This window comes from Salinifilum ghardaiensis (assembly GCF_054491345.1).
The window spans coordinates 4,187,378-4,210,777 of record NZ_CM137101.1 but is presented as its reverse complement, the minus strand read 5'-3'; the positions used below and the strand labels follow the sequence as shown (position 1 = coordinate 4,210,777).

The window sequence follows — 23,400 nt, the reverse complement described above, 5'->3', positions numbered from 1 at the left end:
GCCACCGATCTACGCGGTGGCTCGGGGTGGTTCGCGCAGTGATGTGCCGTCGAGGGCGGGCTCGTCGCTATTGACGATGACAGTCGCGCTGTCACACTCTGGTTGAAGCACCTGCCGCGCGACGAGGAGGCCCGCGACATGTCCGAGGCGTACGTCTACGAAGCGATCCGCACGCCGCGAGGGCGTGGGAAGAAGGACGGATCGCTGCACGGGACCAAACCCGTCAGTCTCGTGACGGGGCTCATCGACGAGCTGCGACGGCGGCACCCGCGGGCGGATCCGGAGGAGATCGACGACCTCGTGCTCGGCGTGGTCTCCCCGATCGGGGACCAGGGCGGCGACATCGCCAAGACCGCTGCCCTGTCGGCCGGGCTGCCGGAGACCGTCAGCGGCGTGCAGCTCAACCGCTTCTGTGCCTCCGGACTGGAAGCGGTCAACACGGCAGCGCAGAAGGTCCGCTCCGGCTGGGAGGACGCCGTCCTGGCCGGTGGTGTCGAGTCCATGTCCCGCGTGTCCATCGGCTCGGACGGCGGCGCGTGGGCGATGGACCCGGAGACGAACTTCGCCACGTCCTTCGTCCCCCAGGGCATCGGTGCGGACCTGATCGCCACGCTGGAGGGTTTCGACCGCGACGCGGTGGACGCCTACGCCGCCGAGTCGCAGACGCGGGCGAGCAAGGCCTGGGCCGACGGGCGGTTCGCGCGCTCGGTCGTGCCCGTGCTCGACCGCAACGGGAACGCGGTGCTCGACCGCGACGAGCACGTGCGCGCCGGCACCACCGCGGAGAAGCTCGGCGGGCTCACGCCCTCCTTCGCCGAAATGGGCGAGGCCGGCGGCTTCGACGCGGTCGCCCAGCAGAAGTACCACTGGGTGGAGCGCATCGACCACGTGCACACGCCGGGCAACTCCTCCGGCATCGTCGACGGTGCCGCGCTCGCCCTCGTCGGCAGCGAATCGTTCGGCGCGCGCCACGGGATGACCCCCCGCGCCCGCGTCGTCGGTGCGGCGCTGAGCGGATCCGACCCGACCATCATGCTCACCGGCCCCGGACCGGCCGTGCGCAAGGCGCTGCGCACCGCGCAGATGGGCATCGAGGACATCGACCTGGTCGAGATCAACGAGGCGTTCGCCGCGGTGCCGCTGAAGTTCATGCGCGATTTCGGGGTTCCGCACGAGAAGGTCAACGTCAACGGCGGAGCGATCGCGATGGGCCACCCGCTCGGTGCCACCGGCGCGATGATCCTGGGCACGCTCATCGACGAACTCGAGCGGCGCGAACTGCGCTACGGGCTGGCGACGCTCTGCATCGGCGGCGGCATGGGCATCGCGACCATCGTCGAGCGCGTCGCCTGAGCGCCGCGCCCGCGCCACCCGCAACACCCCCGCAACCCGGCTGACGAAGACTGAAGGGCAGCGCATGACCGAGGAGAGCACCATCCGGTGGGAGTCCGACGGCGACGGCATCGTCGTGCTGACCCTGGATGACCCCCAGCAGCAGGCCAACACGATGAACGAGCGCTTCCTGCGCTCGATGGAGGAGACGCTCGACCAGCTGGAGCAGCAGCGCGACCAGATCACCGGCGTCGTGGTCACCTCGGCGAAGAAGACCTTCTTCGCCGGCGGCGACCTGCGCGAACTCGTCCAGGCCCGCCCGGAGAACGCCGCCAGCGTCGCCGAGAGCACCGCGCGGAGCAAGCGCCAGCTGCGCCGGCTGGAAACCCTCGGCGTCCCGGTCGCGGCCGCGATCAATGGTGCCGCGCTCGGCGGCGGCCTGGAGATCGCCCTGGCGTGCCACCACCGGGTCGCGCTCGACCACCGCTCCGTGAAGCTCGGCTTCCCCGAGGTCACGCTCGGTCTGCTGCCGGGCGCCGGCGGCGTGGTCCGCAGCGTGCGGATGTTCGGCATCACCGACGCCCTGCTCAACCTCCTGCTGGAGGGGCAGCAGCTGAAGCCGCCCAAGGCCGCCGAGCAGGGGCTGGTCGACGAGCTCGTCGACTCGGCCGAGCAACTGCTCGGCCGGGCCAAGGAGTGGATCACCTCCGGTCCGGAGCCGACGCAGCCCTGGGACCGCAAGGGCTACAAGATCCCCGGCGGGGCGCCGGACAACCCCAAGTTCGCCGCGAACCTGCCCGCGTTCCCGGCGAACCTGCGCAAACAGCTCAAGGGCGCTCCGCTGCCCGCGCCGCACCACATCATGTGCGCGGCGGTCGAGGGGGCGCAGGTCGACGTGGACACCGCGTTCAAGGTCGAGGAGGAGTACTTCCTCGCCCTCGCGTGCGGGCAGACGTCGAAGAACATGAGCAAGGCCTTCTTCTTCGACCTGCAGCAGATCAACTCCGGCGGCAGCAGGCCCGACGGCCAGCCGGAGACGCGGGCGAGCAAGGTGGCCGTGCTCGGCGGCGGCATGATGGGCGCGGGCATCGCCCACGTGTGCGCCCGGGCCGGCATGGAGGTCGTCATCAAGGACGTCTCCGCCGAGGCCGCGGCCAAGGGCAAGTCCTACTCGGAGCAGGTGCTCGACAAGGGCGTGGCCAAGGGCCGCGTCAGCGAAGCCGAGCGCGCGGAGGTGCTGGCGCGGATCACGCCGACCGCCGACGTCGAACCGCTCCGCGGTGCGGACCTGGTCATCGAGGCGGTCTTCGAGGACCCGGACGTGAAGCAGCGGGTCTACGCCGAGATCGAGGACGTGGTCGACCCCGACGCCCTGCTGTGCTCGAACACCTCCACGCTGCCGATCACCGGCCTGGCCGAGGGCGTGCGGCGCAGCGAGGACTTCATCGGACTGCACTTCTTCTCCCCGGTGGACAAGATGCCGCTGGTGGAGATCATCCGCGGCCAGCGCACGAGCGACCGCGCGCTGGCGCGGGCGTTCGACGTGGTCCGGCAGATCAACAAGACGCCGATCGTGGTCAACGACAGCCGCGGCTTCTTCACCAGCCGCGTCATCGGCACGTTCCTCAACGAGGGCGTGGCGATGCTCAGCGAGGGCGTCCCGGCGCAGACCGTCGAGCAGGCCTCCGCGCAGGCCGGGTTCCCCGCGGGCGTGCTGCAGCTGTTCGACGAGCTGACGCTGACGCTGCCGCGCAAGATCCGCGAGGAGTCCCGGCGCGCGGTCGAGGAGGCCGGCGGCACGTGGACGCCGCACCCGGCCGACGCGGTGCTCGACAGGATGGTCGAGGAGTTCGAACGTCCCGGGCGCAGCGCGGGAGCCGGTTTCTACGAGTACGCCGACGGCAAGCGCACGCACCTGTGGCCCGGTCTGGCGGAGCACTTCGGCAGGTCCGATGTGGACCCGTCCGCGGTGGACTTCACCGCCCTGACCGAGCGGATGCTGTTCATCCAGGCGCTGGAAACGGTGCGGTGCTTCGACGAAGGGGTCATCGAGACCGTGCCGGACGCGAACATCGGGTCGATCTTCGGCATCGGGTTCCCCGCGTGGGCCGGCGGCGTGGTGCAGTACATCAACGGCTACCCGGGCGGGCTGCCGGCGTTCGTCGCGCGCGCCCGCGCGCTCGCCGCGCACCACGGGGACCGGTTCACCCCGCCGGCGAGCCTCGTGGCCAAGGCGGAGTCCCGCGAACCGCTGGACGCGGGGGAGCCGGACTCCCAGGTCGTCGCCGCCACCGCGGCGTAGACCCGGGAGTCCGCGGATCGGCTGTTGAAGGCGGGGATGGGGTAGCTGGGAGGGACCTCCGGCGGGGCCTCGCTGCGGATTACCCGACATCGGGGAACCACCTGCTCCCAGCTGCCCCGACCTCCCAGTTGCCCCCGACCACCCGCCCAGCTGCCCCCGACCACCCGCCCCGGACGGGAGCAGCCCCTTCGGGGCTGTCCTCGCGGGGCCAGCGCCGGAGAACCCCCGTCGGGTCGGTCTGCGTGCGTGGTGAGGAAGCGGCTGCGCCGACCACGTGGCGCAGCACAAGGTCACCGATCCGCGGGTCCTCGCAGAAGAGCATGCGGCCAGGCGCGCGGGGCGGTCGGCGGTGCAGCCGGCCGCCCCGGCGTGCGCGGCGGTGATCCCCGGCGGCGGGGCTGCGCGGGCCCGGCCCGCTCGGCCCGCCGGGGCAGGACCAGCTGGTCGGCCGGTCGGCGCACGTCGGGGCGCCGATCAGCCCTCCGCGAGCCGGTCCACCGCGTCCGGCAGCAGGCTCGGGTGCAGCAGGTCCATCAGGTGCTGCGCGGCCTCGTCCGGGGTCACCTCCGGGCGGCGCTCGCGCCACAGCGCGAGGCGTTCGCAGGCACCGATGATCGACTCGGCGAAGGCCTCCGCGCGCAGCTCGCTGAGATCGGGGCGCGTGGCCTGCAGCAGGCGCGCGGTGAAGTCCGTCTGCTGGGCGCGGATGGCTTCCAGCTCGCTGGTGACCGAAGTGCTGGCCACGGCTGACTCGTTGCGCAGCAGCGCCCAGGACTGCGCGTGGTCCTCGCCGAAGCGGAAGAACGCCAGCAGGCAGTCGTGCAGCAGCTGCTCGGGGTGCTGGGCGTGCTCGGCCGCGCGCGTGGTGGACTCCAGCAGCTCCCGCTTGGCGCGGTGCAGGCAGGCGATGAGCAGTCCCTCCTTGGAACCGAAGTACTCGTAGAGCATCGGTTTGGACAGCCCCACGCGGTGGGCGATGTCGTCCATGGACGAGGCCTGGTACCCCTCCGCCGCGAAGATCTCCTCCGCCGCGGACAGGATCTGCTGTTCGCGCTCCGCACGGGTGTGCCGCTTGCGCGCGCCGTTCGTCGTCTCCGCTCGCTGCCGTGTCACCACGGAACAAACCCTACCGCAAGTAGCCTACTCGTAGTAGCCTACTGCGTGGTAGCGCCGGATGGCGGTGAGAGGAGGGCCGATGACGCGGCAGAACAGCTCGGGTCGGCGCCGGTACGAGCACTCGGTGGTCATCGTGGGGACCGGGTTCTCGGGGCTCGGTGCGGCGATCAGGCTCAAGCAGTCGGGCATCCACGACTTCGTCGTGCTGGAGAAGAGCGACACCCTGGGCGGGACCTGGCGGGACAACGTCTACCCCGGGTGCGCCTGCGACGTGCCGTCGCTGATGTACTCCTTCTCGTTCGAGCAGAACCCCTCCTGGTCGCGGGCGTTCGCCACGCAGGACGAGATCTTCGACTACCTGCGCCACTGCGCCGACAAGTTCGGCGTGCACGAGCACATCCACTACGGCGTCGAGTTCACCGGCGCGGAGTTCGACGAACCCGCGCAGAAGTGGCACGTCGCCACCGCGGACGGCACCGAGTACGTCGGCCGCGCCCTGGTCTCCGGGGTGGGCGCCCTGCACATCCCCAAGTACCCCGAGGTGGCGGGGATCGAGCGGTTCACCGGCGAGGTCTTCCACTCCGCGCAGTGGAACCACGACTACGACCTGGCGGGCAAGCGCGTGGCCGTGCTCGGCACGGGCGCCAGCGCCATCCAGTTCGTGCCGAAGGTGGCCGAGGAAGCAGCGCAGGTGCACCTGTTCCAGCGCACCCCGCCGTGGATCCAGCCCAAGCCGGACGCGGAGATCCCGCCGAAGGTGCGGCGCTGGTTCCGCCGCGTCCCGGGGCTGCAGCGCGCGGCGCGCTGGGCGTTGTACTGGGTGCTCGAGGCCCGCTACCTCGGCGTGTTCAGCCGCCGGTTCGGGCGGCTCGCCGAGTGGCAGGCCAAGCGCTACATCCGCAGGAGCATCACCGATCCGGCCAAGCGCGAGGCCGTCACGCCGGACTACCGGATCGGGTGCAAGCGCATCCTGCTCTCCAGCGACTACTACCCGGCCCTGAACCGGGACAACGTCGACCTCATCACCTCCGGCGTGCGGGAGGTGCGCGAGAACTCGGTGGTCACCGGCGACGGGACCGAGCACGAGGTGGACGCGATCATCTACGGCACCGGCTTCCACGTCACCGACGCGTTCGACCACCTGTCCATCGTCGGCCGCGACGGGCGCAAGCTCCAGGACGCCTGGAGCGAGGGGATGAACGCGCACCTGGGCATCACCGTCTCCGGCTTCCCCAACCTGTTCTTCCTGCTCGGTCCGAACACGGGTCTGGGGCACAACTCGGTGGTGTTCATGATCGAGTCGCAGCTCAACTACGCGATGAGCTGCCTGCGCCCGATCTGCCGCGGCGATGTCGGCTACGTCGACGTGCGCCAGTCCGCCCAGGACGCCTTCAACGCGGAGGTGCAGGGCGACTCCTCGGCCGACGTCTGGGCCGACGGCGGGTGCTGGAGCTGGTACCTGGACGAGAACGGCGTCAACCGCGCCCTCTGGCCGGGCTTCAGCTGGAAGTACTGGTTGCGCACGCGCAAGGCCGATCCCGCCGACTACGAGGTGGTCGCCCCGGCGGGGCGGTGACGCCGCGCCCGCGCCCACCGCGCGTCCCCTCGTCGGCGGTACATTTCCGGCACGGGGACGCGCGTCGGCGTGTCGGGTGACCTGTCCACCCAGCTCGCACGCGCGTTCGATATCCTCCGCGACGGCGCGTGATGCGTGGTCCGCGATGTGCTCGGAGCACCGCTGCTGCACGGCCGCGGCACCGGACCCGGCGGCCCCGCGGGCACGCGCCGCACACCGAGTCGTACACCGGACGGGGTTCTCATGGGGCGCGCACTTTCCGACGACGAACTGGCCACCCTCCGTTCGGAGCTGGCCGCGGGCAACACGCCGACCGTGTGGTTCACCTCCGAAGCGGTCGGGGTCACCGAGGGGCGCTCCGGCAAGGTCATGGACCTGGGCGAGCCCGCGGAGGGCGATTTCATCCAGGTCCGGCCTGCCGGGTCGAAGGACGTGCTGTCGTTCTCCGCGGGGGAGGTGACCACCGAGCGGCCACCGCGCAAGCGCTCCTCGGGCGGGGACGGCGGTCGGGGAGGCTCCGCCGGATCCTCCGGCACCCCGGCGTCCGGGAAGGCGAGCACGGGGCGCTCCACCGCCGCGAGCGGGGCGCGCGGTTCCGGCGGAACGAGCGGCGCCTCGCGCGGCGCTACCTCCGCGGGCGCGTCCGGCAGCGGGGCGGAACGCGCCTCCGGCGGTGCGACGAAGCGCTCCGCAGCGATCTCCTCCGGCGCCGCCTCCTCCGGGGCTTCTCCCTCCGGAGCGGCCTCCGCGCGGTCCGGGCAGCAGGCAGCGGCGCAGCAGAAGACCTCGGCGAAGTCCGGCGGCCAGGAAGGCGGCGGGAGCAGCGGTGGCGCCCGTTCCGGGCAGCGCCGCCAGCGCTCCACGCCCGGGGCCGTCGTCACGCTCACCGCCGATGCCGAGGGGCAGTGGCACGTGGAGGTCACCAGCGGCAAGAAGCGCGTTCTGCGGGCCACTCCCGTGCCACCATCCGCGGTGGCGCAGGCGGCGCACGCGCTGCACGACGACGTCGCCGCCGCCGTCGAACCCGTGCTCGAGGCGGCGCGGGAGCGCCAGCGCGCTCGCGTCGAACAGCTCCAGCAGGAACTCGACAGCGCCCGCCGTCTCCTCGAGGATCTCGACGGGCAGCAGAGCTGAGCCCGGTGCCGCGGCACCGGGCCGCGGCCGAGGACGACGACGGAGCAGCGAGGCGCATGACCACACGCACATCGACCGCTCGCCCGCTGCGGAGCCGTTCCTTCGGCGCGCTGCTCGCGGTGACCGTCGGCGGGTTCGGCGGGTATGCGCTGCTGCTGTCGGTGGTGCCGCTGTGGGCGGTCACCCAGGGGGCGGGGAAGTTCGCCGCCGGTGCGACCAACGGCGTGTTCATGCTGGTCACGGTGCTGACCCAGTTGTTCGTGCCGTGGCTGCTGCGGCGCGTCGGGCACCGCGTCGCGCTCGCGGCGGGCACGGCGCTCATCGGGCTGCCCGCCCCGCTGTTCGCGCTCGCCGACGAGCTGTGGTCGCTGCTGCTCGTCTCCGGGATGCGCGGGATCGGCTTCGGGCTGCTCACCGTCGCCGGCAGCGCCCTCGTCGCGGAGATCGTCCCCACCGAGGTGCGCGGCCGGGCGGCCGGGCTGTACGGCTTGGCCGTCGGCCTGCCCAACGTGGTGTTCCTCTCGGCCGGGGTGTGGCTGAGCCACCAGATCGGTTTCGCGTGGGTGTTCCTCGTCGCCGGTGCCTTCCCGGTGGTGACCGCGCTCGCCGTGCTCGGCGTCCGACCGGTGCGCGCGGCCGAGCCGCGCGGCCGGAGCCGGGGCCTGCCGCTGGCTCTCGCGCCGCCGTGGCTGGTCATGACCATCGTCGCCACGACCGCGGGCGGGCTGCTCGCCTTCGTCCCGATGGCCGTGGGCGAGTCGGTCGCTCCGGTCTCGCTGGCCGCGTTCGGCGCCACCATGATGCTCGGCAGGTGGGCCGCCGGGCACATCGGCGACCGCTTCGGCACGCGCCGGGCGCAGCTGCCGTCGATCGCCGTGGCCGCGGTCGGGCTGGTGCTGTTCGCCGCGGGAAGCGCCGGTGCCGCCGGCTGGGCGGTGCTCGGCGCGGGCGTGTTCGGAGCGGGCTTCGGTGCGGTGCAGAACATCACACTCGTGGCGATGTTCGAGCGGGCGCCGTCGGGTGCGGCCAGCGCGGTGTGGAACATCGCCTACGACGCGGGCAACGGCCTGGGGTCGGTGGGTTTCGGGGCGCTGCTCAGCGCCGTGAGCTACCCGGTCGCGTTCGGGCTCGCCGCGGCGGCGGTGGTGGTGTGCGCACCGGTGGCCCTGCTCGGGCGGGCGAGTCGCGGGTGGTGGAGGAGCACCGGCTGAGCGGCCGCGCGGTGCTCCGGGGAGGGACTCCGCTCGGAGCCGCCGTGCGCGCAACCGCAGGCAGTGCGATCGCGCGCGGTGCTACTAGACTCGGGGCGTGTTGCGGCGCATGCTGACCCCGCGGTGGATCCTGGTTCACCTGCTGTTCCTCGCGGCCACCGTCGTCACGGTCCTCCTCGCCGCGTGGCAGTGGGACCGCGCGCACGCCGCCGGGGGCAGTTTCCAGAACCTCGGATACGCCCTGCAGTGGCCGCTGTTCGGTGCGTTCACCCTGTTCTTCTGGTGGCGCGTCATCCGCCTCTTCGGTTTCGGCGACGGGCCGGAGCAGCAGGCCGTCGCCGCCTCGGCGAGTTCCGCGCAGGCACGTGCCGCACCCGCGGAGGAAGCCCCCGCGGAGCGGGCCCGTTCCGCGGCGGGGGTCGGTTCCACCGGGCGGCGCCGCCGCCCCCTCGTGCCTCCGCCCGCCTCGCCGGTCGATCCGGACGAGGATCCCGAACTGGCCGCGTACAACCAGTACCTGCGCGAACTGAACGAACAGGACGGACGGGACGGCGGGCACCGGACGTGATCGACGCGCTGCGTTCCGTGCCGCAGCTGCGTCACCCCCGTGTGATAAGAACGAAGGTGCTGGCTGATTCTCTTCAGCGGATGGTGGGTGCGCTCTCGAGATCCACCGCCGAGCCGGTCTGTTCAGAGGAAGCGGAACGATTGGGGCGGGCGTGCGCAGTGGCGTACTGCTGAAAATGTTCGGGCTCTGCGTGCTCGCGGGTGTGCTGGTCGCCTGTTTGGCGCTGCCCGGGGCGACAGCCGCCGGATCGATGGTCAACCGGACCACCGACGCGATGGAGCAGATGTCCACCTCGCTGGCGAACCGCGACATGCCGCAGGTTTCCACGGTCACGGACAAGGACGGCGAGCCCATCGCGCACTTCTTCGAGGACTACCGCGTCGACACCGAGCCCGGCCAGATCGCGGACACGATGAAGGCCGCGATCACCGCTGTCGAGGACAAGCGGTTCTGGGAGCACGACGGCGTGGACTGGCAGGGCACGATGCGCGCCCTGGCGACGAACGTGGCCTCCGGCGGGACGACGCAGGGCGCCTCGACGATCACCCAGCAGTACGTGAAGAACTACCTCGTGCACGTCGTGGCGCAGACCGACGCCCAAGCGGCCAAGGCGCAGGAGACCACCATCGCGCGCAAGCTCCGCGAGGCGAAGATCGCCGTGGGGCTGGAGCGCTCGATGAGCAAGGAGGAGATCCTCACCGGGTACCTCAACGTCGTCCCGTTCGGCAACCAGACCTTCGGCATCGGCGCCGCCGCGCAGACCTACTTCAACACGACACCGGACAAGCTCACGATCTCCCAGTCGGCGCTGCTGGCCGCGATCGTCAACCAGCCCGGTTCGCTCAACCCGGAGAGCAACCCCGAGGAGGCGCTCCAGCGCCGCAACCTCGTCATCGACCTGATGGCCGATCCGCACAACAACATCCGGATCACCAAGGAGGACGCGGAGCGGGCGAAGAAGGAGCCCCTCGGGATCGCCTCCCCGCTGGGGCGGCCGCCGAACGGCTGCGTCGGGCTCGGCAAGGGCAAGACCGACGGCTTCTTCTGCAACTACGTGGTCGACTACCTCGAGCAGTTCGGCATCGACAAGCACGACCTGGAGACCGGCGGCTACACGATCCGCACCACGCTGGACCGCAAGGCCAGCGACTCCGCCAAGGAAGCCGCGGAGAAGCACGTGCCGACCCAGACCGAGGGCATCGCCAACGCGATGGCCGTGGTCGAGCCGGGGCAGGGCAAGCACGAGGTGCGGGCCCTGGTCGCCAACCGCGATTACGGCAACGACGCGAGCAAGGGGCAGACGGCCTACGACATCGTCAGCCGCGTCCAACCGTTCGGGGCGGGGTCGATCTACAAGATCTTCACCGCGGCCGCGGCCATCGACCAGGGGATGAGCGCCGAGGACGTCATCCCGGTGCCGCCGACGTACACCTCGCAGGTGTACAAGACGGGGGGCACGCCGTACACGGTGGGCAACGCGGACGGCGTGGATCCGGGACCGCGCAGCCTGCAGGACGCGCTGGCGACGTCGCCGAACACCGCGTTCGTGGCCCTGGAGGAGAAGGCGGGCCTGAACAACGTCGTGGACATGGCCTCCAAGCTCGGCATGCGCAAGAGCATGAACCAGGTCAACATGTCCGGGCAGACGCTGGAGCCGGACGGTTCGAACGGGCCGTCGCTGGCGGAGAGCATCAAGCGGACCAACAACGGCGCGTTCACCCTCGGGTTCACGCCGACGAGCGTGCTGGAGCTGTCGAACGTCGCCGCGACGCTCATGAGCGATGGGGTGTACTGCCCACCGACCCCGCTGGAAGGGGTGCAGGACCGGCGCGGCAACCCGGTGCCGATTGACGAGCCCTCCTGCGAGCAGGTGGTGTCCCCGCGCACGGCGCACGAGCTGCAGAAGGGGATGAGCAAGGACCACATGGCGGAGGGCACGTCGCACCACGCGGCGCAGCAGGCGGGCTGGAACCGCCCGCTCATGGCCAAGACCGGTACGACGCAGCAGCACCGCTCCGCGGCGTTCCTCGGCGCGAGCCCGCAGCTGGCCGGTGCGGTGCTGACCTACGCGGACGGCTCCTCGCCGGAGGGCATCTGCGACGGGGGTGGCGATGCGCCGCCGTACCTGTGCGGAGGCGGCGGCAACATCTACGGCGGCAAGGTGCCTGCGCGCACCTGGTACGACGCGATGATGCCGATCCACGAGGGTCTTCCGGCGAAACCCCTGCCGGGCGTGCAGCAGTAACCGGCGAGACCGGCCGGGCGACTCGGTCCCGGCCTCCGGGCTTCGCGCCCGGGGGCGGGACGGGCCTGGCGTTGGACGTGTCCGGTCTACCGCCGCTTCTCGGGGCGCGTGGGGCGGCGGACTCCGCGGGAGATGCCCTCCTGCGCCACCGGGACGTGCACGGGCAGGCGCTTGCGCAGGACGAGCAGTCCGATGAGCGCGGCCAGCAGGAGCCACCCGGTCCAGCCGAGCAGCCCCGTGGTCGCGTTGTTCACCGGGTGGCCTGCGGCGCTGAACAGCACCCCCATGCCGGCCGCGGCGTTGACGAAACCGTGCCCGATGGCCGCGGGCCACACGCTGCCCGAGGCGAGCCGCAGCCATCCGAGCAGCGTGCCGACCAGCACGCAGAAGCACATCATCATGATGATCGCCGCCACCGCGGGCACCGCCGGGTAGTTGTACCCCAGGAGGAGCACCGGTGTGTGCCACAGCCCCCACAGCACGCCGCTGACGAGGAACGCGCCCGGCTGACCGAGCGGCAGCAGCTCCGGCAGCAGGTAGCCGCGCCAGCCGAGCTCCTCGCCGAGCGCGGGCACCACGTTCAACCAGCCCACGAGCACGATCTGGGCGAGCTGCACCAGCGCCAGCGTCCGCGGCGCGGAGCCCGGGGTCTCCTCGCCGAGCACCGCGCCCTGCTGCTGCGCCAAGCCGGACAGCCCGAACCAGTCGGCCTGGTAGACGCCGAGCGCCCACCCCAGCACCAGGGCGAGCAGCATCACCAGGGGCGGGGCGAGCCAGGCGAGCAGCCCGTAGCGCCACCACTTCCGGACCCCGCCGCTGCTGGTGAGCCCGGTGCGGCGCAGCAGCGGCCCTCCGCCGGGGCTGATCCACTTGGCCACCACCAGCGCGGCCGCCGCGGGGGTGAGCATCATCAGCGGCAGCAGCACGACCGAACCGGCCCAGGACAGGCCCTGGCCGCTCAACCACAGCGGGAGGGTGATCAGCCAGGCCGGGACGTAGGCGAGCAGGACGAACGCGACCGTCCCGCGGACGTCGACGCGTTGCTGTGCGGTGCGCATGGCGCCCATTCTGCCAACGCCTCCCGGTGCCGGGACGTCTTCGCGGTCCGCGCGGCCCGCGTTCAGCGGTCGCGCAGCGGGTTTTCGCGCCCGCAGGGCTGAGGGGTGTTGCCAGCGGGGCGGTGCGGCGTCCAGGATGTGCTGATCACCGCCGTCGAGGGTGGGCGAACGGGGGCGGACGTGGTCGAGGACGAGCAGTTCCACCGGGTGCTGCGGCGCGCGGACGTGCTGGCGATCGGCGTCGGGTCGATGATCGGCTTCGGCTGGGTGGTGCTGGCCGGGGAGTTCATCACCGAAGCCGGATCGCTCGGTTCCGCGCTGGCGTTCGTGCTCGGCGGGATCGTCGTCGGGCTCGTGGGGCTGACGTACGCGGAGCTGGTCGCCGCGATGCCCCGGGCGGGTGGTGAGCACCACTACGCGTTGCGGGCGCTCGGCGCGCGGTGGGCGTTCGTCGCCTCCTGGGCGGTGATCCTCGGCTACGTCTCGGTCGTCGCGTTCGAGTCGGTGGCGCTGCCGGAGACCCTCGCCCACCTCCTCGACCTCCCCGACTGGACGGTGTGGACGGTTGCCGGGTCGCCGGTGCGGATCGCCTGGGTCGCGATCGGCGTGCTCGGGGCCGTCGTGGTCACCGCGGCCAACTACGTCGGCGTGCGTCCCGCCGGCCTCGTGCAGATCGTCGCCGTGGTCTTCCTGCTGTGCGTGGGCGCGCTGCTGGTGACGGGGGCGGCCGTCGGCGGTTCGCCGAGCAACGCCGAACCGTGGTTCACCGGGGCCACCGGGATCATCGGTGTCGTGGCGGCCACGCCGTTCCTGTTCCTCGGATTCGACGTGATCCCCCAGTCGGCGGAGGAAGTGCGCATGCCGCGCGCCCGGATCGGGCGCCTGCTGCTGTTCGCGGTGGCCTGCGCCACCGCCTGGTACGTGCTGGTGCAGCTCACCGTCGGATCGGGCCTGACCGCGGCGGAGTCGGCGGCCGCCGAACTGCCCACGGCGGAGGCGATGGCCGCCCTGTGGGACTCGCAGCTGATGGGCGGGGTGCTCGTCCTCGGCGGTGCGGCGGGGATCGTGACGAGCTGGAACGGCCTGCTGCTCGGGGCGAGCCGCCTGCTGTACGCCATGGCCCGCTCCGGCATGCTGCCGCGCTGGTTCGCCCGCGTGCACCCGCGGTACGGAACACCGAGCAACGCGATCCTGTTCATCGGTGCCATCAGCGTGGTCTCCCCGTTGTTCGGCGACCGGATGCTGACGTGGCTGTCGAACGCGGGCTCGGCCAACATCGTCATCGGCTACCTGCTCGTCGGCGCGGCGTTCCTCGTGCTGCACCGCAGGGAACCCGATCTGGAGCGGCCCTACCGCGTGCGGGCGCCCCGCACCACCGGCGTGCTCGCCGTCGCCGCCAGCGCGGCGCTGCTGCTCGTGTCCCTGCCCGGCATGCCGGCCGAGCTGGCCTGGCCCGCCGAGTGGATCATCGTGGCGCTGGCCTGGGGTGCGGGCCTCGTGCTGCTGCTGCGGGTGCCGCGCGTCGGGCCGGGGGCGGATGCCGAGACCCGGCTGCACGAGCGCGCCGCGCGCGGCTGATCGGCAGTTCGGGGATCGTGGCAGGATAGCTCCATGACCACGTTGTTCCCGGAAACCCGCCGAGCCCTGCTGCGTCGTCTGGCCGTGGAGCAGGCGAGCAACCGCGTCCCCTCGCTGACCGCGGGACTGCTCCGCGACGGCGAGGTGCTGTGGTTCGACGCGCGCGGTGAGGTCGGCGGCGCCGAACCCACGCGCGACACGCAGTACCGGACCGGGTCGATCACCAAGACGTTCACCGGCGTGATGGTGATGCGGCTGCGCGACGAAGGGCTGCTGGACCTGGCCGACCCGCTGGAGAAGTTCGTGCCCGGCACGGCGCTCGGCGACCGCAGCATCGGCGCGCTCCTGTCGCACAGCAGCGGGTTGCGCGCCGAACCCGCCGGTTCGTGGTGGGAGCGCACCGAGCGGGAAGCCGGCCCGGAGTTCCTCGAGCGGGTCGACGCCTCCGCGGTGCGCCCGACGCCGCGGCACGCGTTCCACTACTCCAACACCGGTTTCGGCGTGCTCGGCGAACTCGTCGCCCGGGTGCGCGGGTGCTCCTGGTTCGAGGCCGTGGACCGGGAGGTCCTGCGCCCGTTGGAGATGCGTCGCACCACGCCCCGGCCGGAGGCTCCGCACGCGCAGGGGTTCGCGGTGCACCCGTGGGCGGACGTGGTGCTTCCCGAGCCGGAGGAGGACGCCGGTGCGATGGGCGCCGCGGGCCAGCTGTGGTCCACGTTCGACGACGTGGCGCGGTGGATGCGGTTCCTGCTCGGCGACACCGGGGAGGTGCTGCACCCGGACACGGTGGCGGAGATGCGCGTGCCCGCGGCCGTCGACGAGGGGGACGAGTGGCGCGCCGGGTACGGTCTCGGGCTGCAGCTGTCGCGTCCCGGCGGACGCAGGTTGGCCGGGCACACCGGGTCCATGCCCGGCTTCCTCGCGACGGTGTGGGTGCAGCCGGAGGAGAACCAGGGCGTGGTGTTCATGGCGAACGCCACCAGCGGCGTGCAGCCCGCGCTGTGCACCGATCTGCTATCCATTTTGGACAATTGCGAGCCGCGGATCCCGGAGCCGTGGCGCCCGGACGGGGACGTCGACATGGGACTGCTCGAGCTGACCGGTGAGTGGTACTGGGGCCCGAGTCCCCACGTCCTGCGGGTCCTGCCGGGCGGGGTGCTCGATCTCAGCCCGATGCGCGGGGGCGGGCGCGCCTCGCGGTTCCGCCGGCTCGACACCGACAGGTGGATCGGGCTGGACGGCTACTACGCCGGCGAGACCCTCCACGTCGGACGGGACGCGGACGGCACGCCGCGCTACCTCGACCTGAGCACGTTCGTCTTCACGCGCATCCCCTACGACCCGCAGGCGCCGGTGCCGGGCGGTGTCGCCGGCTGGCGCAGCAGCTGCTGACGCCCTCCGGCAGCGCCGCGGGGCTGCGCTGCCCGAACCGCCCGCGCCGCGGTGTTTGCCCGTAGTCTCGGTGGGGAGCCCGGGCCTTCGGCCGGTTCGGGCCCGGGGCTCGACGAGAGGAGGGGCGGATGCCGACGGCATGGGTGCTGCCGGGCGGCTCCACGTTCGGGGCGATCCAGGCGGGGTCCGCGACCGCGCTGCTGCGAGCGGGGGAGCGGCCCGATCTGCTCGTGGGCACCTCGGCCGGTGCGCTCAACGCGGCGTGGCTCGCGCACGACCCGACCGAGCGCGGTGCGGAGGCGCTGCGCCGGCTGTGGACGACGATGCGCCGCGCCGACGTGTTCCCGGTGCAGCCGCTGCGGATCCTCGCTGCCCGGCTCGGCCTCGCGCACCACGTGATGAGCAGCTCCGGCCTGCTGCGCTGGCTGCACCGCAACCTGCCCTACCAGCGCATCGAGCAGACCGGGGTGCCGCTGACGATCACGGCCGCGGACCTCGAGCGGGGTACCGCGGTGTACTTCGACCGCGGGCCCGTGCTGGGGCCGCTGGTGGCCTCCTGCGCGATCCCGGGGATGTTCCCGCCCGTGCGGTTCGGCGAGCGCTGGCTGGTCGACGGCGGTGTCACGACGTTCATGCCGGTCACCAGGGCCGTCGACCTGGGGGCCGATCGCGTGTTCGTGCTCCCCTGCGGCGGGGCGGAACCGTTCCGGACCGGAAGCGGGGACAACGCGGGCGCGGTCGCGACGTGGCCGGTCCCCTCGACGCCCCCGCGGTCGGTGGCCGGGGTGAACGGCGCCTCCTTGGGGGCCGCGATGGTGGCCGGTGCGCGTTCGGAGCTGCGGTACGGCGCGGAGCGCACCGAGCTCTACGTGGCGCCCGCGCCGTCGACGGAGGGGTTGTCGCGGTACTCGTTCGACCACTCGGCGGCGCTCATCGACGCGACCTGGGAGGTCGTGCGCCACTGGTACCCCCGGGCTTCGCCGGTGCAGCCCGGGCCGGTGGACCTGACCGGTGCGCAGCCGGCCGCCGGGCGCACGGACGCGCCCTCGGTCTGAGAAGCGCGGGCGTGCGCTCCGGCGCCCGGGCTGGGCACCCCCTTTGAGCGTCCCCGGCTGGGGTGCGCTAGAGTGGAGATCGTCGGCACGGAGCCGATGCGGAAGAGCCCTCGTAGCTCAGCGGATAGAGCACTGCCCTCCGGAGGCAGGTGTCGCAGGTTCGAGTCCTGCCGAGGGCGCCCAGGTCAGAGATGTGCGAAGCGCCCCGGGAGCGGTCCCTGGGCGCTTTTTCGTGCCTCGTTGATCATTCCTGGGGCACATTTGGGGCACATGAGCCTCACGCGACCCCGCAGCCTCATCGCGAACGTGCCGGCGCTGCGCGTGCTGCGCGGACAGGCGCGGCAGCGTGCACTACTCTCTGTGCAGACGGTCGTTCTCACCGTGGTGCGCAGGAGGCGGCGATGGACGTCAACGAGGTCGTCGTCTGGATCCTGATGATCTGCATGGTCCTCGGCGGGCTCGATCGGGCGATCGGCAACAGGTTCGGGCTCGGCGAGAAGTTCGAAGAAGGCTTCATGGCCCTGGGCCCGCTGGCGTTGGCGATGGTCGGCGTGGTGTCCCTGGCGCCCGTGCTGGCAAAGGTCCTCGAGCCCGTCGTCGTCCCGGTCTACACGTTCCTCGGAGCAGACCCCGCGATGTTCGCCACGACATTGCTCGCGAACGACATGGGCGGTTACCCGCTCGCGGTGGAACTCGCGCAGACGGAGCAGGCGGGCCTGCTGGCCGGGCTCATCCTGGGCGCCATGATGGGCCCGACGATCGTCTTCACCATCCCGGTCGCGCTGGGGATCATCGAGAGGGAGGACCGCGGCTTCCTCGCCCAGGGGGTCCTCGCAGGCGTGATCACGATCCCGCTCGGCGTACTCGTCGGTGGTCTGGTCGCCGGCTTCGACCCGGCGATGGTTCTCGCCAACCTGGTGCCGATCGTCATCGCCGCCGTGCTCATCGCGCTGGGCCTGTGGTGGATCCCGGACAAGATGACCACCGGCTTCCTGTGGTTCGGCAAGTTCCTCGTCGCGCTCATCTCCGTGGGCCTGGTCATCAGTGTTTTCGAGTTCATGACGGGCGCGCGGATCATGCCGCCCGGCTGGGAGCTCGCCCCGCCCACGGAGGGTCTGGAGATCGTGGGTCTCATCGGCATGATGCTGCTCGGAGCCTTCCCCGCGGTGCATCTCATCATCACCTTCGCCGCGCGACCCCTGACGAAGGTCGGCACGCTGCTCGGCATGAACGACAAGGCCGCCGGGGGGATGATCGCCACGCTCGCCAACAACATCCCGATGTTCCAGATCCTCAAGGAGATGGACCCGCGCGGGAAGGTCCTCAACGTGGCCTTCGCGGTGAGCGCGGCGTTCACCTTCGGTGACCACCTCGGCTTCACGGCAGGAATCGAGCGGACGATGATCTTCCCGATGATCGTCGGCAAGCTCCTCGCCGGCATCACCGCCGTTCTCGTCGCCTTCCTCTTCTTCCGCCGCCGCTACCCGCCCGCCGAGCCGGAACATCGGACCGCGGAACCGGAGCAGGACCAGTAGGAGTCGGAGATGCTCATCGCTCGTGTCGTCCGTTCCGCGGTTCCGGCCCGGCGACCGGACGGGTCGGCGGGCCCCGTCGTCCGGGGGGATCCTCCGGGCGAGCTTCTCGTCGTCGACCTGCTCGGCGCCGGCAACGCACTGATCACGGCGGTCCGCAGCGCCTCCGGGCCCGGTGGCCGCCGGACCTCCGGGAAGTCCTGAGTGGTGGGCAGATGCACACGCGGGAGGTGCTCAGCGTCGGTATCGACGTGGGCACGACGACCTCGGAACTGGTCCTTTCGCGCCTGACCGTGCGCAGCGGTCACCGGGCGGGCGTCGCTCCCCGCCTCGAGGTGACCCCGGGCGCGGTCGTCCACCAGGGCGTCCCGCGCAGCACCCCGCTGAGGAGTCCGGGCGAGATCGACGTCGAGCGCCTGCTGTCGTTCGTCGAGCGGGAGTTCCGCGCCGCCGGGGTGCTCCCCGCCGACGTCGATACCGGAGCGGTCATCATCACCGGTGAAGCCGCCAGGGCGAAGAACGCGGAGAGCATCCTCGCGGCCGTCTCGGAATTCGCCGGCGACTTCGTCGTGACGGTGGCCGGACCGAACCTCGAGGCGCAGATCGCCGGGCGCGGGTCGGGTGCTGCGGCGTTCTCCGCGAAGCACTACACGACGGCGATCAACGTCGACATCGGCGGCGGTTCGGCGAACGCCGCCGCGTTCCGCTCCGGCCAGCACCTCGCCTCGGCGGCCGTCGCGGTCGGCGGTCGTCAACTCGCGCTCGATCCCAGCTCCGGGACCGTGACGAACCTGGCGCCACCGGGGCGGGCGCTGGTCGCCGATCTCGGCCTGGAACTCGCCGCCGGCCAGCAGGCGAGCGCGCCGGCGCTGCAGGAGCTCACCGACGCCATGGCGGATCGCATCGTCGACCTCGTGCACGGCTGTGACCAGCCGCTGCCCCCGGGGATCGCCCTCACGCCGCCGCTGCCGCGGTTCACCGGTGACGTTGCGGCCGTCTTCCTGTCCGGTGGCGTCGGCCGCGCCTACTACGACGGCGACCCGGCGGGGGACGTGGCCGAGATCGCCGCCTACGGGGACGTGGGCCCACTGCTCGCCCGGTCGCTGCGGGAGAACGCACGCCTCCGCGAGATGCCGGTGCGGGCTCCGGCCGATGCGCTCCGCGCGACCGTGCTCGGAGCGGCGAGCCAGACGGTGACCCTCTCGGGGTCGACGATCTGGACTCGACGGGCCCTGCTGCCGCTGCGGAACCTGCCCGTCATCGAACCGGAGGTCGGTGATCCGATCCCGGAACCCGCCACCCTGGCCGCCGAGCTCGGTCGCGCCGTGCGGCGTTGGGACCGGGAGGCGGAACCGAGCGCAGCCGTGGCACTGGACCTGCCCGCGGACCTGGACTTCCCCGCCCTGCAGCGGGTGGCGCACGGCGTGGCCGCCTTCGCGCGCCAGCGCCCGCGGGAGCAGGAGCCGGTGGTCCTGGTCAGCGAGCACGACTACGCCCAGGCACTGGGCCAGGCGATCAACGCCGTCCTCCCGGAGGTGCCGCTCATCGTCATCGACCAGATCGAGCTCGGGGAGGGCGATTTCATCGATATCGGACAACCGGTGCCGCACGACCGCGCCGTCCCGGTGTCGGTCAAGACGCTGGTCTTCTACGCAGGGGGCTGAAGTGCACGTTCGACGGCAGGAGGCGCTGGGATGTTGCTGAGAACGAGGTTGTTCGGCGACACGCACGAATTCGGCTCGATCAAGGAGCTGCTCGCCAAGGCCAACGAGGAGAAGTCCGGTGACCAGCAGGCGGGCATCGCCGCCCGCTCCGCCGCCGAACGTGTCGCAGCGAAGTTCGTGCTCGCCGAGGTCCCGCTGTCGGCCCTGCGGGAGAACCCCGCGGTCCCGTACGACGAGGACGAGGTCACCCGGGTCATCGATGACGCCGTCAACGAGGCGGTCTACGCCGAGATCCGGAGCTGGACGGTCGGTGAGCTGCGGGACTGGATCCTCGACAACACGACGAGCGCCGAGATGATCCGTCGGGTGAGCAACGCGCTGACCGGCGAGATGATCGCGGGCGTCACGAAGCTCATGTCGAACCTCGACCTCGTCGTGGCGGGGCGCAAGCTCCGGGTGAGCGCGCACTGCAACAACACCATCGGGCTCGAGGGCACCTTGGCCTCGCGGAACCAACCCAATCACCCGACGGACTCCGTCGACGGCATCCGGGCGACGATCTACGAGGGCCTGTCCTACGGCTCCGGTGACAGCGTCATCGGCATCAACCCGTCCGACGACTCCGTCGGCAGCGTCGCGCGGCTGCTCGAGATGACCAAGGAGGTCATCGACCACTGGGAGATCCCCACCCAGAACTGCCTGCTGGCCCACGTGACCACGCAGGTGGAGGCGATGAAGCGGGGCGCACCGGTGGGGTTGCTCTTCCAGAGCCTGGCCGGTTCGGAGAGGGCGATGGCGGCCTTCGGCGTCAGCGTCGATCTCATGGACGAGGCGCACGCGATGGTGCGGAAACACGGCTGGGCCACCGGCCCGAACTACACGTACTTCGAGACCGGGCAGGGCACGGCGCTGTCGGCGGACGCGCACAACGGGGCCGACCAGCTCGTCATGGAGGCGCGCATCTACGGCATGGCCAAGCGCTGGAACCCGTACCAGGTGAATACCGTCGTCGGTTTCATCGGGCCCGAGTACCTCTACGACGCCGTCCAGATCACCCGGGCCGGCCTCGAGGACCACTTCATGGGCAAACTCGCCGGCCTGCCCATGGGGTGCGACGTGTGCTACACCAACCACGCGCGGGCTGCGCAGAACGACCTGGAGAACCTCGCAGTTCTCCTCGCGTCGGCCGGCGGCAACTTCATCATGGGTGTGCCGATGGGCGACGACGCCATGCTCTCGTACCAGAGCACCAGTTACCACGACGCAGCGAGGCTGCGCCAAGCCCTCGGACTGCGCCCCCTCCCCGAGTTCGAACGCTGGATGGAGGAGGTCGGCCTCCTCGAGGGCGGCAAGCTCACGGACAAGGCCGGTGACGCATCGTTCTTCCTCAAGAGGTGAGAGGTCATGCTCGGCAGCGAAACCGAGAACAGCGCCCGGAGAGCTCCGGGCGAGCCCGCTCCCGACGCGGCTTCCGGCGCGTCGTCGCCCGCCCGCTCGGCCGAAGGCGAGCTCGTCATCGACCTGCCCGATCCCGCCGCGGAAGACCTGCGCCGGGTGATCGGCGTGGTGGATCCGGCGGACCCGGAGGGGTTGCGCAACCTGTGCGCTGCGACCAACGCCCGGCTCGGGACGGGGCGCGCCGGCCCGAGCCCGCGAACCGGCGCCCTGCTGCTCATGCAGGCCGACCACGGTGCTGCGCAGGACGCGATCTACGGCGAGGTCCCGGAATCCGTGAAGGACCACCTCGGCCTGTTCACCGTGCGCACCCAGGTCGCGGACCGCAGCGAGTACCTGGTGCGACCGGAGTCCGGGCGCCGGCTCACCGAGGAGGCGAAGCGCATGCTCGCCGAGCGCTGCGTGATGTCGCCCGACGTGCAGATCTGCGTCGGGGACGGGCTGTCCGCAGCGGCGATCGCGAACAACCTCGCCGACATCTACCCGGTCATCGAACAGGGGCTGAGTTCCGCCCGCCTGACCGTCGGCACACCGTTCTTCATCGAGAACTGCCGGGTCGGGGTGATGAACGACGTGAACACCGTCATCGGCGCCGAGGTGGTGCTGCTCCTCATCGGTGAGCGGCCGGGCCTCGGCATCGCCGACGCGATGAGCGCCTACGCGGGCCACCGCCCGGAGCCCGGCAAGACCGATGCGGAGCGCGACCTCGTCTGCATGGTCAGCCGGCACGGCGGCACCAACCCGCTCGAGGCGGGCGCGCACGTCGTCGAGCTCGTGCGCAAGACCCTCAGGTACCGGGCCTCCGGTGTGCGCCTCCGCGAACTGTCCGCAGTGGACGAACACGCCGCGCGGTGACTCGCGGCCGCGCGGGAACGGGTCCGTCCACCGCATCCCGCGGGAGTGCGCGGTGCCGAGGGGGCGAGCGGCCCCGTCAGCCGGTGGCGGTCGTCTGCGAGCGCCCGGCGTTGTGCGCGCGGACGAGGACTTCGGGGGTCGAAGGCGCGGGATGCTCCCCGCGCACCGGTGGCGGACTCACCGCCGGGATTCGGCGTGGGTGGGAGCGGTGGCGGGGGTGCGGAACCACCGCCGGGCGGCCAGGGACACGTACACCAGCCCGACCAGCACGGGGACCTCGATGAGCGGTCCGACGACGCCGGCCAGCGCCTGGCCGCTGGTGACGCCGAAGGTGGCGATGGCCACGGCGATGGCCAGCTCGAAGTTGTTGCCCGCGGCGGTGAACGCCAGCGTCGTCGAGCGCTCGTACGACAGGCGCATCCCCTTGCCGAGGGCGAACGTGCCGGCCCACATGACCACGAAGTAGACGAGCAGCGGCAGGGCGATGCGCGCCACGTCCAGCGGTTGGCCGGTGATGGCCTCGCCCTGCAGGGCGAACAGCACGACGATGGTGAACAGCAGCCCGTACGGGGCGATCGGTCCGATCCGCTCCAGGAACGTCGTCTCGTACCACCGGCGCCCCTTGGCGCGCTCGCCGATGCGGCGGGACAGGTAGCCGGCCACCAGCGGGACGCCGAGGAAGATCAGCACGTTCTTGGCGATGGACCACGCGGTGACGTCGAGGTCGGCGGTCGGCAGCCCGAGCCAGCCGGGCAGCACCGAGAGGTAGAACCAGCCCAGCCCGGCGAAGGCCAGGACCTGGAACACGGAGTTCAGCGCGACCAGCACGGCGGCGGCCTCGCGGTCGCCGCAGGCCAGGTCGTTCCAGATGATGACCATGGCGATGCAGCGGGCCAGCCCGACGATGATCAGCCCGGTGCGGTACTCGGGCAGGTCGGGCAGGAACGTCCAGGCCAGCGCGAACATCACGGCCGGTCCCACCAGCCAGTTGATGACCAGCGAGGAGACCAGCAGCCGCGTGTCCGAGGTGACGGACTCCAGCCGGTCGTAGCGCACCTTGGCCAGGACCGGGTACATCATCACCAGCAGGCCGATGAAGATCGGCAGCGAGACCCCGGAGATCACGTGCAGCGAGTCCAGCGCCGTGTTCAGGCCCGGGACGAACCGCCCCGCCAGCAGGCCCACCACCATGGCCGCGCCGATCCACACCGGCAGGAACCGGTCCATCAGCGGGAGTCGCTGCACCACCGAGGGGGCCTGCGGCCCCGTCGTCCCGGTCACCTCGTCACCTCGTGTCGTCCGTGCGTCGGTGCCGGCGGCGCGGGTA

The 23,400-nt window shown here is 71.7% G+C and carries 17 protein-coding genes and 1 tRNA gene; 15 read left to right on the top strand and 3 right to left on the bottom strand.

From position 1 onward, the window contains the following. The first annotated feature begins 138 nt into the window (after positions 1-138). On the top strand, positions 139-1,353 hold the full coding sequence (locus ACVGV0_RS19185; RefSeq protein ID WP_459157082.1) for an acetyl-CoA C-acetyltransferase: 1,215 nt from the start codon (positions 139-141) through the stop codon (positions 1,351-1,353). Positions 1,354-1,417: 64 nt separating this feature from the next. Further along, complete coding sequence (locus ACVGV0_RS19180; RefSeq protein ID WP_459157081.1) at positions 1,418-3,634, top strand: 3-hydroxyacyl-CoA dehydrogenase NAD-binding domain-containing protein; 2,217 nt, start codon at positions 1,418-1,420, stop codon at positions 3,632-3,634. 474 nt (positions 3,635-4,108) lie between these two features. Here the strand turns inward: ACVGV0_RS19180 and ACVGV0_RS19175 are convergent, their stop codons facing one another. Beyond that, entirely contained in the window at positions 4,109-4,750 is a 642-nt protein-coding gene (locus tag ACVGV0_RS19175) for a TetR/AcrR family transcriptional regulator (RefSeq protein WP_459157080.1), read from the bottom strand. 79 nt (positions 4,751-4,829) lie between these two features. Between ACVGV0_RS19175 and ACVGV0_RS19170 the strand changes: the two genes are divergently transcribed. From ACVGV0_RS19170 to ACVGV0_RS19150, 5 genes are all read left to right on the top strand, one after another. Further along, entirely contained in the window at positions 4,830-6,326 is a 1,497-nt protein-coding gene (locus tag ACVGV0_RS19170) for a flavin-containing monooxygenase (protein WP_459157079.1), read from the top strand. A gap of 243 nt (positions 6,327-6,569) precedes the next feature. Then, a complete protein-coding gene (locus ACVGV0_RS19165) occupies positions 6,570-7,460 on the top strand; it encodes a DUF6319 family protein (RefSeq protein WP_459157078.1) in 891 nt (296 codons plus the stop codon). A 56-nt stretch (positions 7,461-7,516) separates the two neighbouring features. Then, positions 7,517-8,671 carry an MFS transporter gene (locus ACVGV0_RS19160; RefSeq protein ID WP_459157077.1) on the top strand — a complete coding sequence of 385 codons (1,155 nt, stop codon included), beginning with the start codon at positions 7,517-7,519 and terminating at the stop codon, positions 8,669-8,671. A 97-nt stretch (positions 8,672-8,768) separates the two neighbouring features. Next, positions 8,769-9,239 (top strand): hypothetical protein, encoded by a 471-nt coding sequence (locus tag ACVGV0_RS19155; protein ID WP_459157076.1) that lies wholly within the window; start codon positions 8,769-8,771, stop codon positions 9,237-9,239. Between the two features lie 175 nt (positions 9,240-9,414). Further along, positions 9,415-11,484 carry a transglycosylase domain-containing protein gene (locus ACVGV0_RS19150; protein WP_459157075.1) on the top strand — a complete coding sequence of 690 codons (2,070 nt, stop codon included), beginning with the start codon at positions 9,415-9,417 and terminating at the stop codon, positions 11,482-11,484. 86 nt (positions 11,485-11,570) lie between these two features. Here the strand turns inward: ACVGV0_RS19150 and ACVGV0_RS19145 are convergent, their stop codons facing one another. Beyond that, on the bottom strand, positions 11,571-12,542 hold the full coding sequence (locus tag ACVGV0_RS19145) for a CPBP family intramembrane glutamic endopeptidase (protein WP_459157074.1): 972 nt from the start codon (positions 12,540-12,542) through the stop codon (positions 11,571-11,573). A gap of 138 nt (positions 12,543-12,680) precedes the next feature. On the opposite strand from ACVGV0_RS19145, the gene ACVGV0_RS19140 reads away from it, so the two are divergent. The 8 genes from ACVGV0_RS19140 to eutC all read left to right on the top strand — a co-directional run bounded on the left by ACVGV0_RS19140 (position 12,681) and on the right by eutC (position 22,073). Then, positions 12,681-14,120 carry an APC family permease gene (locus ACVGV0_RS19140; protein ID WP_459157073.1) on the top strand — a complete coding sequence of 480 codons (1,440 nt, stop codon included), beginning with the start codon at positions 12,681-12,683 and terminating at the stop codon, positions 14,118-14,120. Positions 14,121-14,153: 33 nt separating this feature from the next. After that, on the top strand, positions 14,154-15,512 hold the full coding sequence (locus ACVGV0_RS19135; RefSeq protein WP_459157072.1) for a serine hydrolase domain-containing protein: 1,359 nt from the start codon (positions 14,154-14,156) through the stop codon (positions 15,510-15,512). Positions 15,513-15,640: 128 nt separating this feature from the next. Next, a complete protein-coding gene (locus ACVGV0_RS19130) occupies positions 15,641-16,567 on the top strand; it encodes a patatin-like phospholipase family protein (protein WP_459157071.1) in 927 nt (308 codons plus the stop codon). 106 nt (positions 16,568-16,673) lie between these two features. Continuing rightward, a tRNA-Arg gene (locus ACVGV0_RS19125) sits at positions 16,674-16,746 on the top strand. Positions 16,747-16,968: 222 nt separating this feature from the next. Then, positions 16,969-18,102: an ethanolamine utilization protein EutH gene (gene eutH / locus ACVGV0_RS19120; RefSeq protein ID WP_459157070.1), complete on the top strand. Its 1,134-nt coding sequence runs from the start codon at positions 16,969-16,971 to the stop codon at positions 18,100-18,102. Positions 18,103-18,314: 212 nt separating this feature from the next. Next, the gene (locus tag ACVGV0_RS19115; RefSeq protein ID WP_459157069.1) at positions 18,315-19,763 is read left to right on the top strand and encodes an ethanolamine ammonia-lyase reactivating factor EutA; all 1,449 of its coding nucleotides are present in this window, start codon (positions 18,315-18,317) and stop codon (positions 19,761-19,763) included. Between the two features lie 30 nt (positions 19,764-19,793). Then, positions 19,794-21,161, top strand: coding sequence for an ethanolamine ammonia-lyase subunit EutB (locus ACVGV0_RS19110; RefSeq protein ID WP_459157068.1), 1,368 nt, complete (start codon positions 19,794-19,796; stop codon positions 21,159-21,161). A 6-nt stretch (positions 21,162-21,167) separates the two neighbouring features. Further along, positions 21,168-22,073 (top strand): ethanolamine ammonia-lyase subunit EutC, encoded by a 906-nt coding sequence (gene eutC / locus ACVGV0_RS19105; RefSeq protein ID WP_459157067.1) that lies wholly within the window; start codon positions 21,168-21,170, stop codon positions 22,071-22,073. A 177-nt stretch (positions 22,074-22,250) separates the two neighbouring features. Here the strand turns inward: eutC and arsB are convergent, their stop codons facing one another. Then, positions 22,251-23,300, bottom strand: coding sequence for an ACR3 family arsenite efflux transporter (gene arsB, locus ACVGV0_RS19100; RefSeq protein WP_459160062.1), 1,050 nt, complete (start codon positions 23,298-23,300; stop codon positions 22,251-22,253). Positions 23,301-23,400: the final 100 nt, after the last annotated feature.

Bases quoted from the DNA above. Each gene is read 5' to 3' on its own strand.
- ACVGV0_RS19185 (WP_459157082.1), top strand. From the start codon at position 139: ATGTCCGAGGCGTACGTCTACGAAGCGATCCGCACGCCGCGAGGGCGT.
- ACVGV0_RS19180 (WP_459157081.1), top strand. From the start codon at position 1,418: ATGACCGAGGAGAGCACCATCCGGTGGGAGTCCGACGGCGACGGCATC.
- ACVGV0_RS19170 (WP_459157079.1), top strand. From the start codon at position 4,830: ATGACGCGGCAGAACAGCTCGGGTCGGCGCCGGTACGAGCACTCGGTG.
- ACVGV0_RS19165 (WP_459157078.1), top strand. From the start codon at position 6,570: ATGGGGCGCGCACTTTCCGACGACGAACTGGCCACCCTCCGTTCGGAG.
- ACVGV0_RS19160 (WP_459157077.1), top strand. From the start codon at position 7,517: ATGACCACACGCACATCGACCGCTCGCCCGCTGCGGAGCCGTTCCTTC.
- ACVGV0_RS19150 (WP_459157075.1), top strand. From the start codon at position 9,415: ATGTTCGGGCTCTGCGTGCTCGCGGGTGTGCTGGTCGCCTGTTTGGCG.
- ACVGV0_RS19145 (WP_459157074.1), bottom strand. From the start codon at position 12,542: ATGCGCACCGCACAGCAACGCGTCGACGTCCGCGGGACGGTCGCGTTC.
- ACVGV0_RS19135 (WP_459157072.1), top strand. From the start codon at position 14,154: ATGACCACGTTGTTCCCGGAAACCCGCCGAGCCCTGCTGCGTCGTCTG.
- ACVGV0_RS19130 (WP_459157071.1), top strand. From the start codon at position 15,641: ATGCCGACGGCATGGGTGCTGCCGGGCGGCTCCACGTTCGGGGCGATC.
- eutH (WP_459157070.1), top strand. From the start codon at position 16,969: ATGGACGTCAACGAGGTCGTCGTCTGGATCCTGATGATCTGCATGGTC.
- ACVGV0_RS19115 (WP_459157069.1), top strand. From the start codon at position 18,315: ATGCACACGCGGGAGGTGCTCAGCGTCGGTATCGACGTGGGCACGACG.
- ACVGV0_RS19110 (WP_459157068.1), top strand. From the start codon at position 19,794: ATGTTGCTGAGAACGAGGTTGTTCGGCGACACGCACGAATTCGGCTCG.
- eutC (WP_459157067.1), top strand. From the start codon at position 21,168: ATGCTCGGCAGCGAAACCGAGAACAGCGCCCGGAGAGCTCCGGGCGAG.
- arsB (WP_459160062.1), bottom strand. From the start codon at position 23,300: ATGGACCGGTTCCTGCCGGTGTGGATCGGCGCGGCCATGGTGGTGGGC.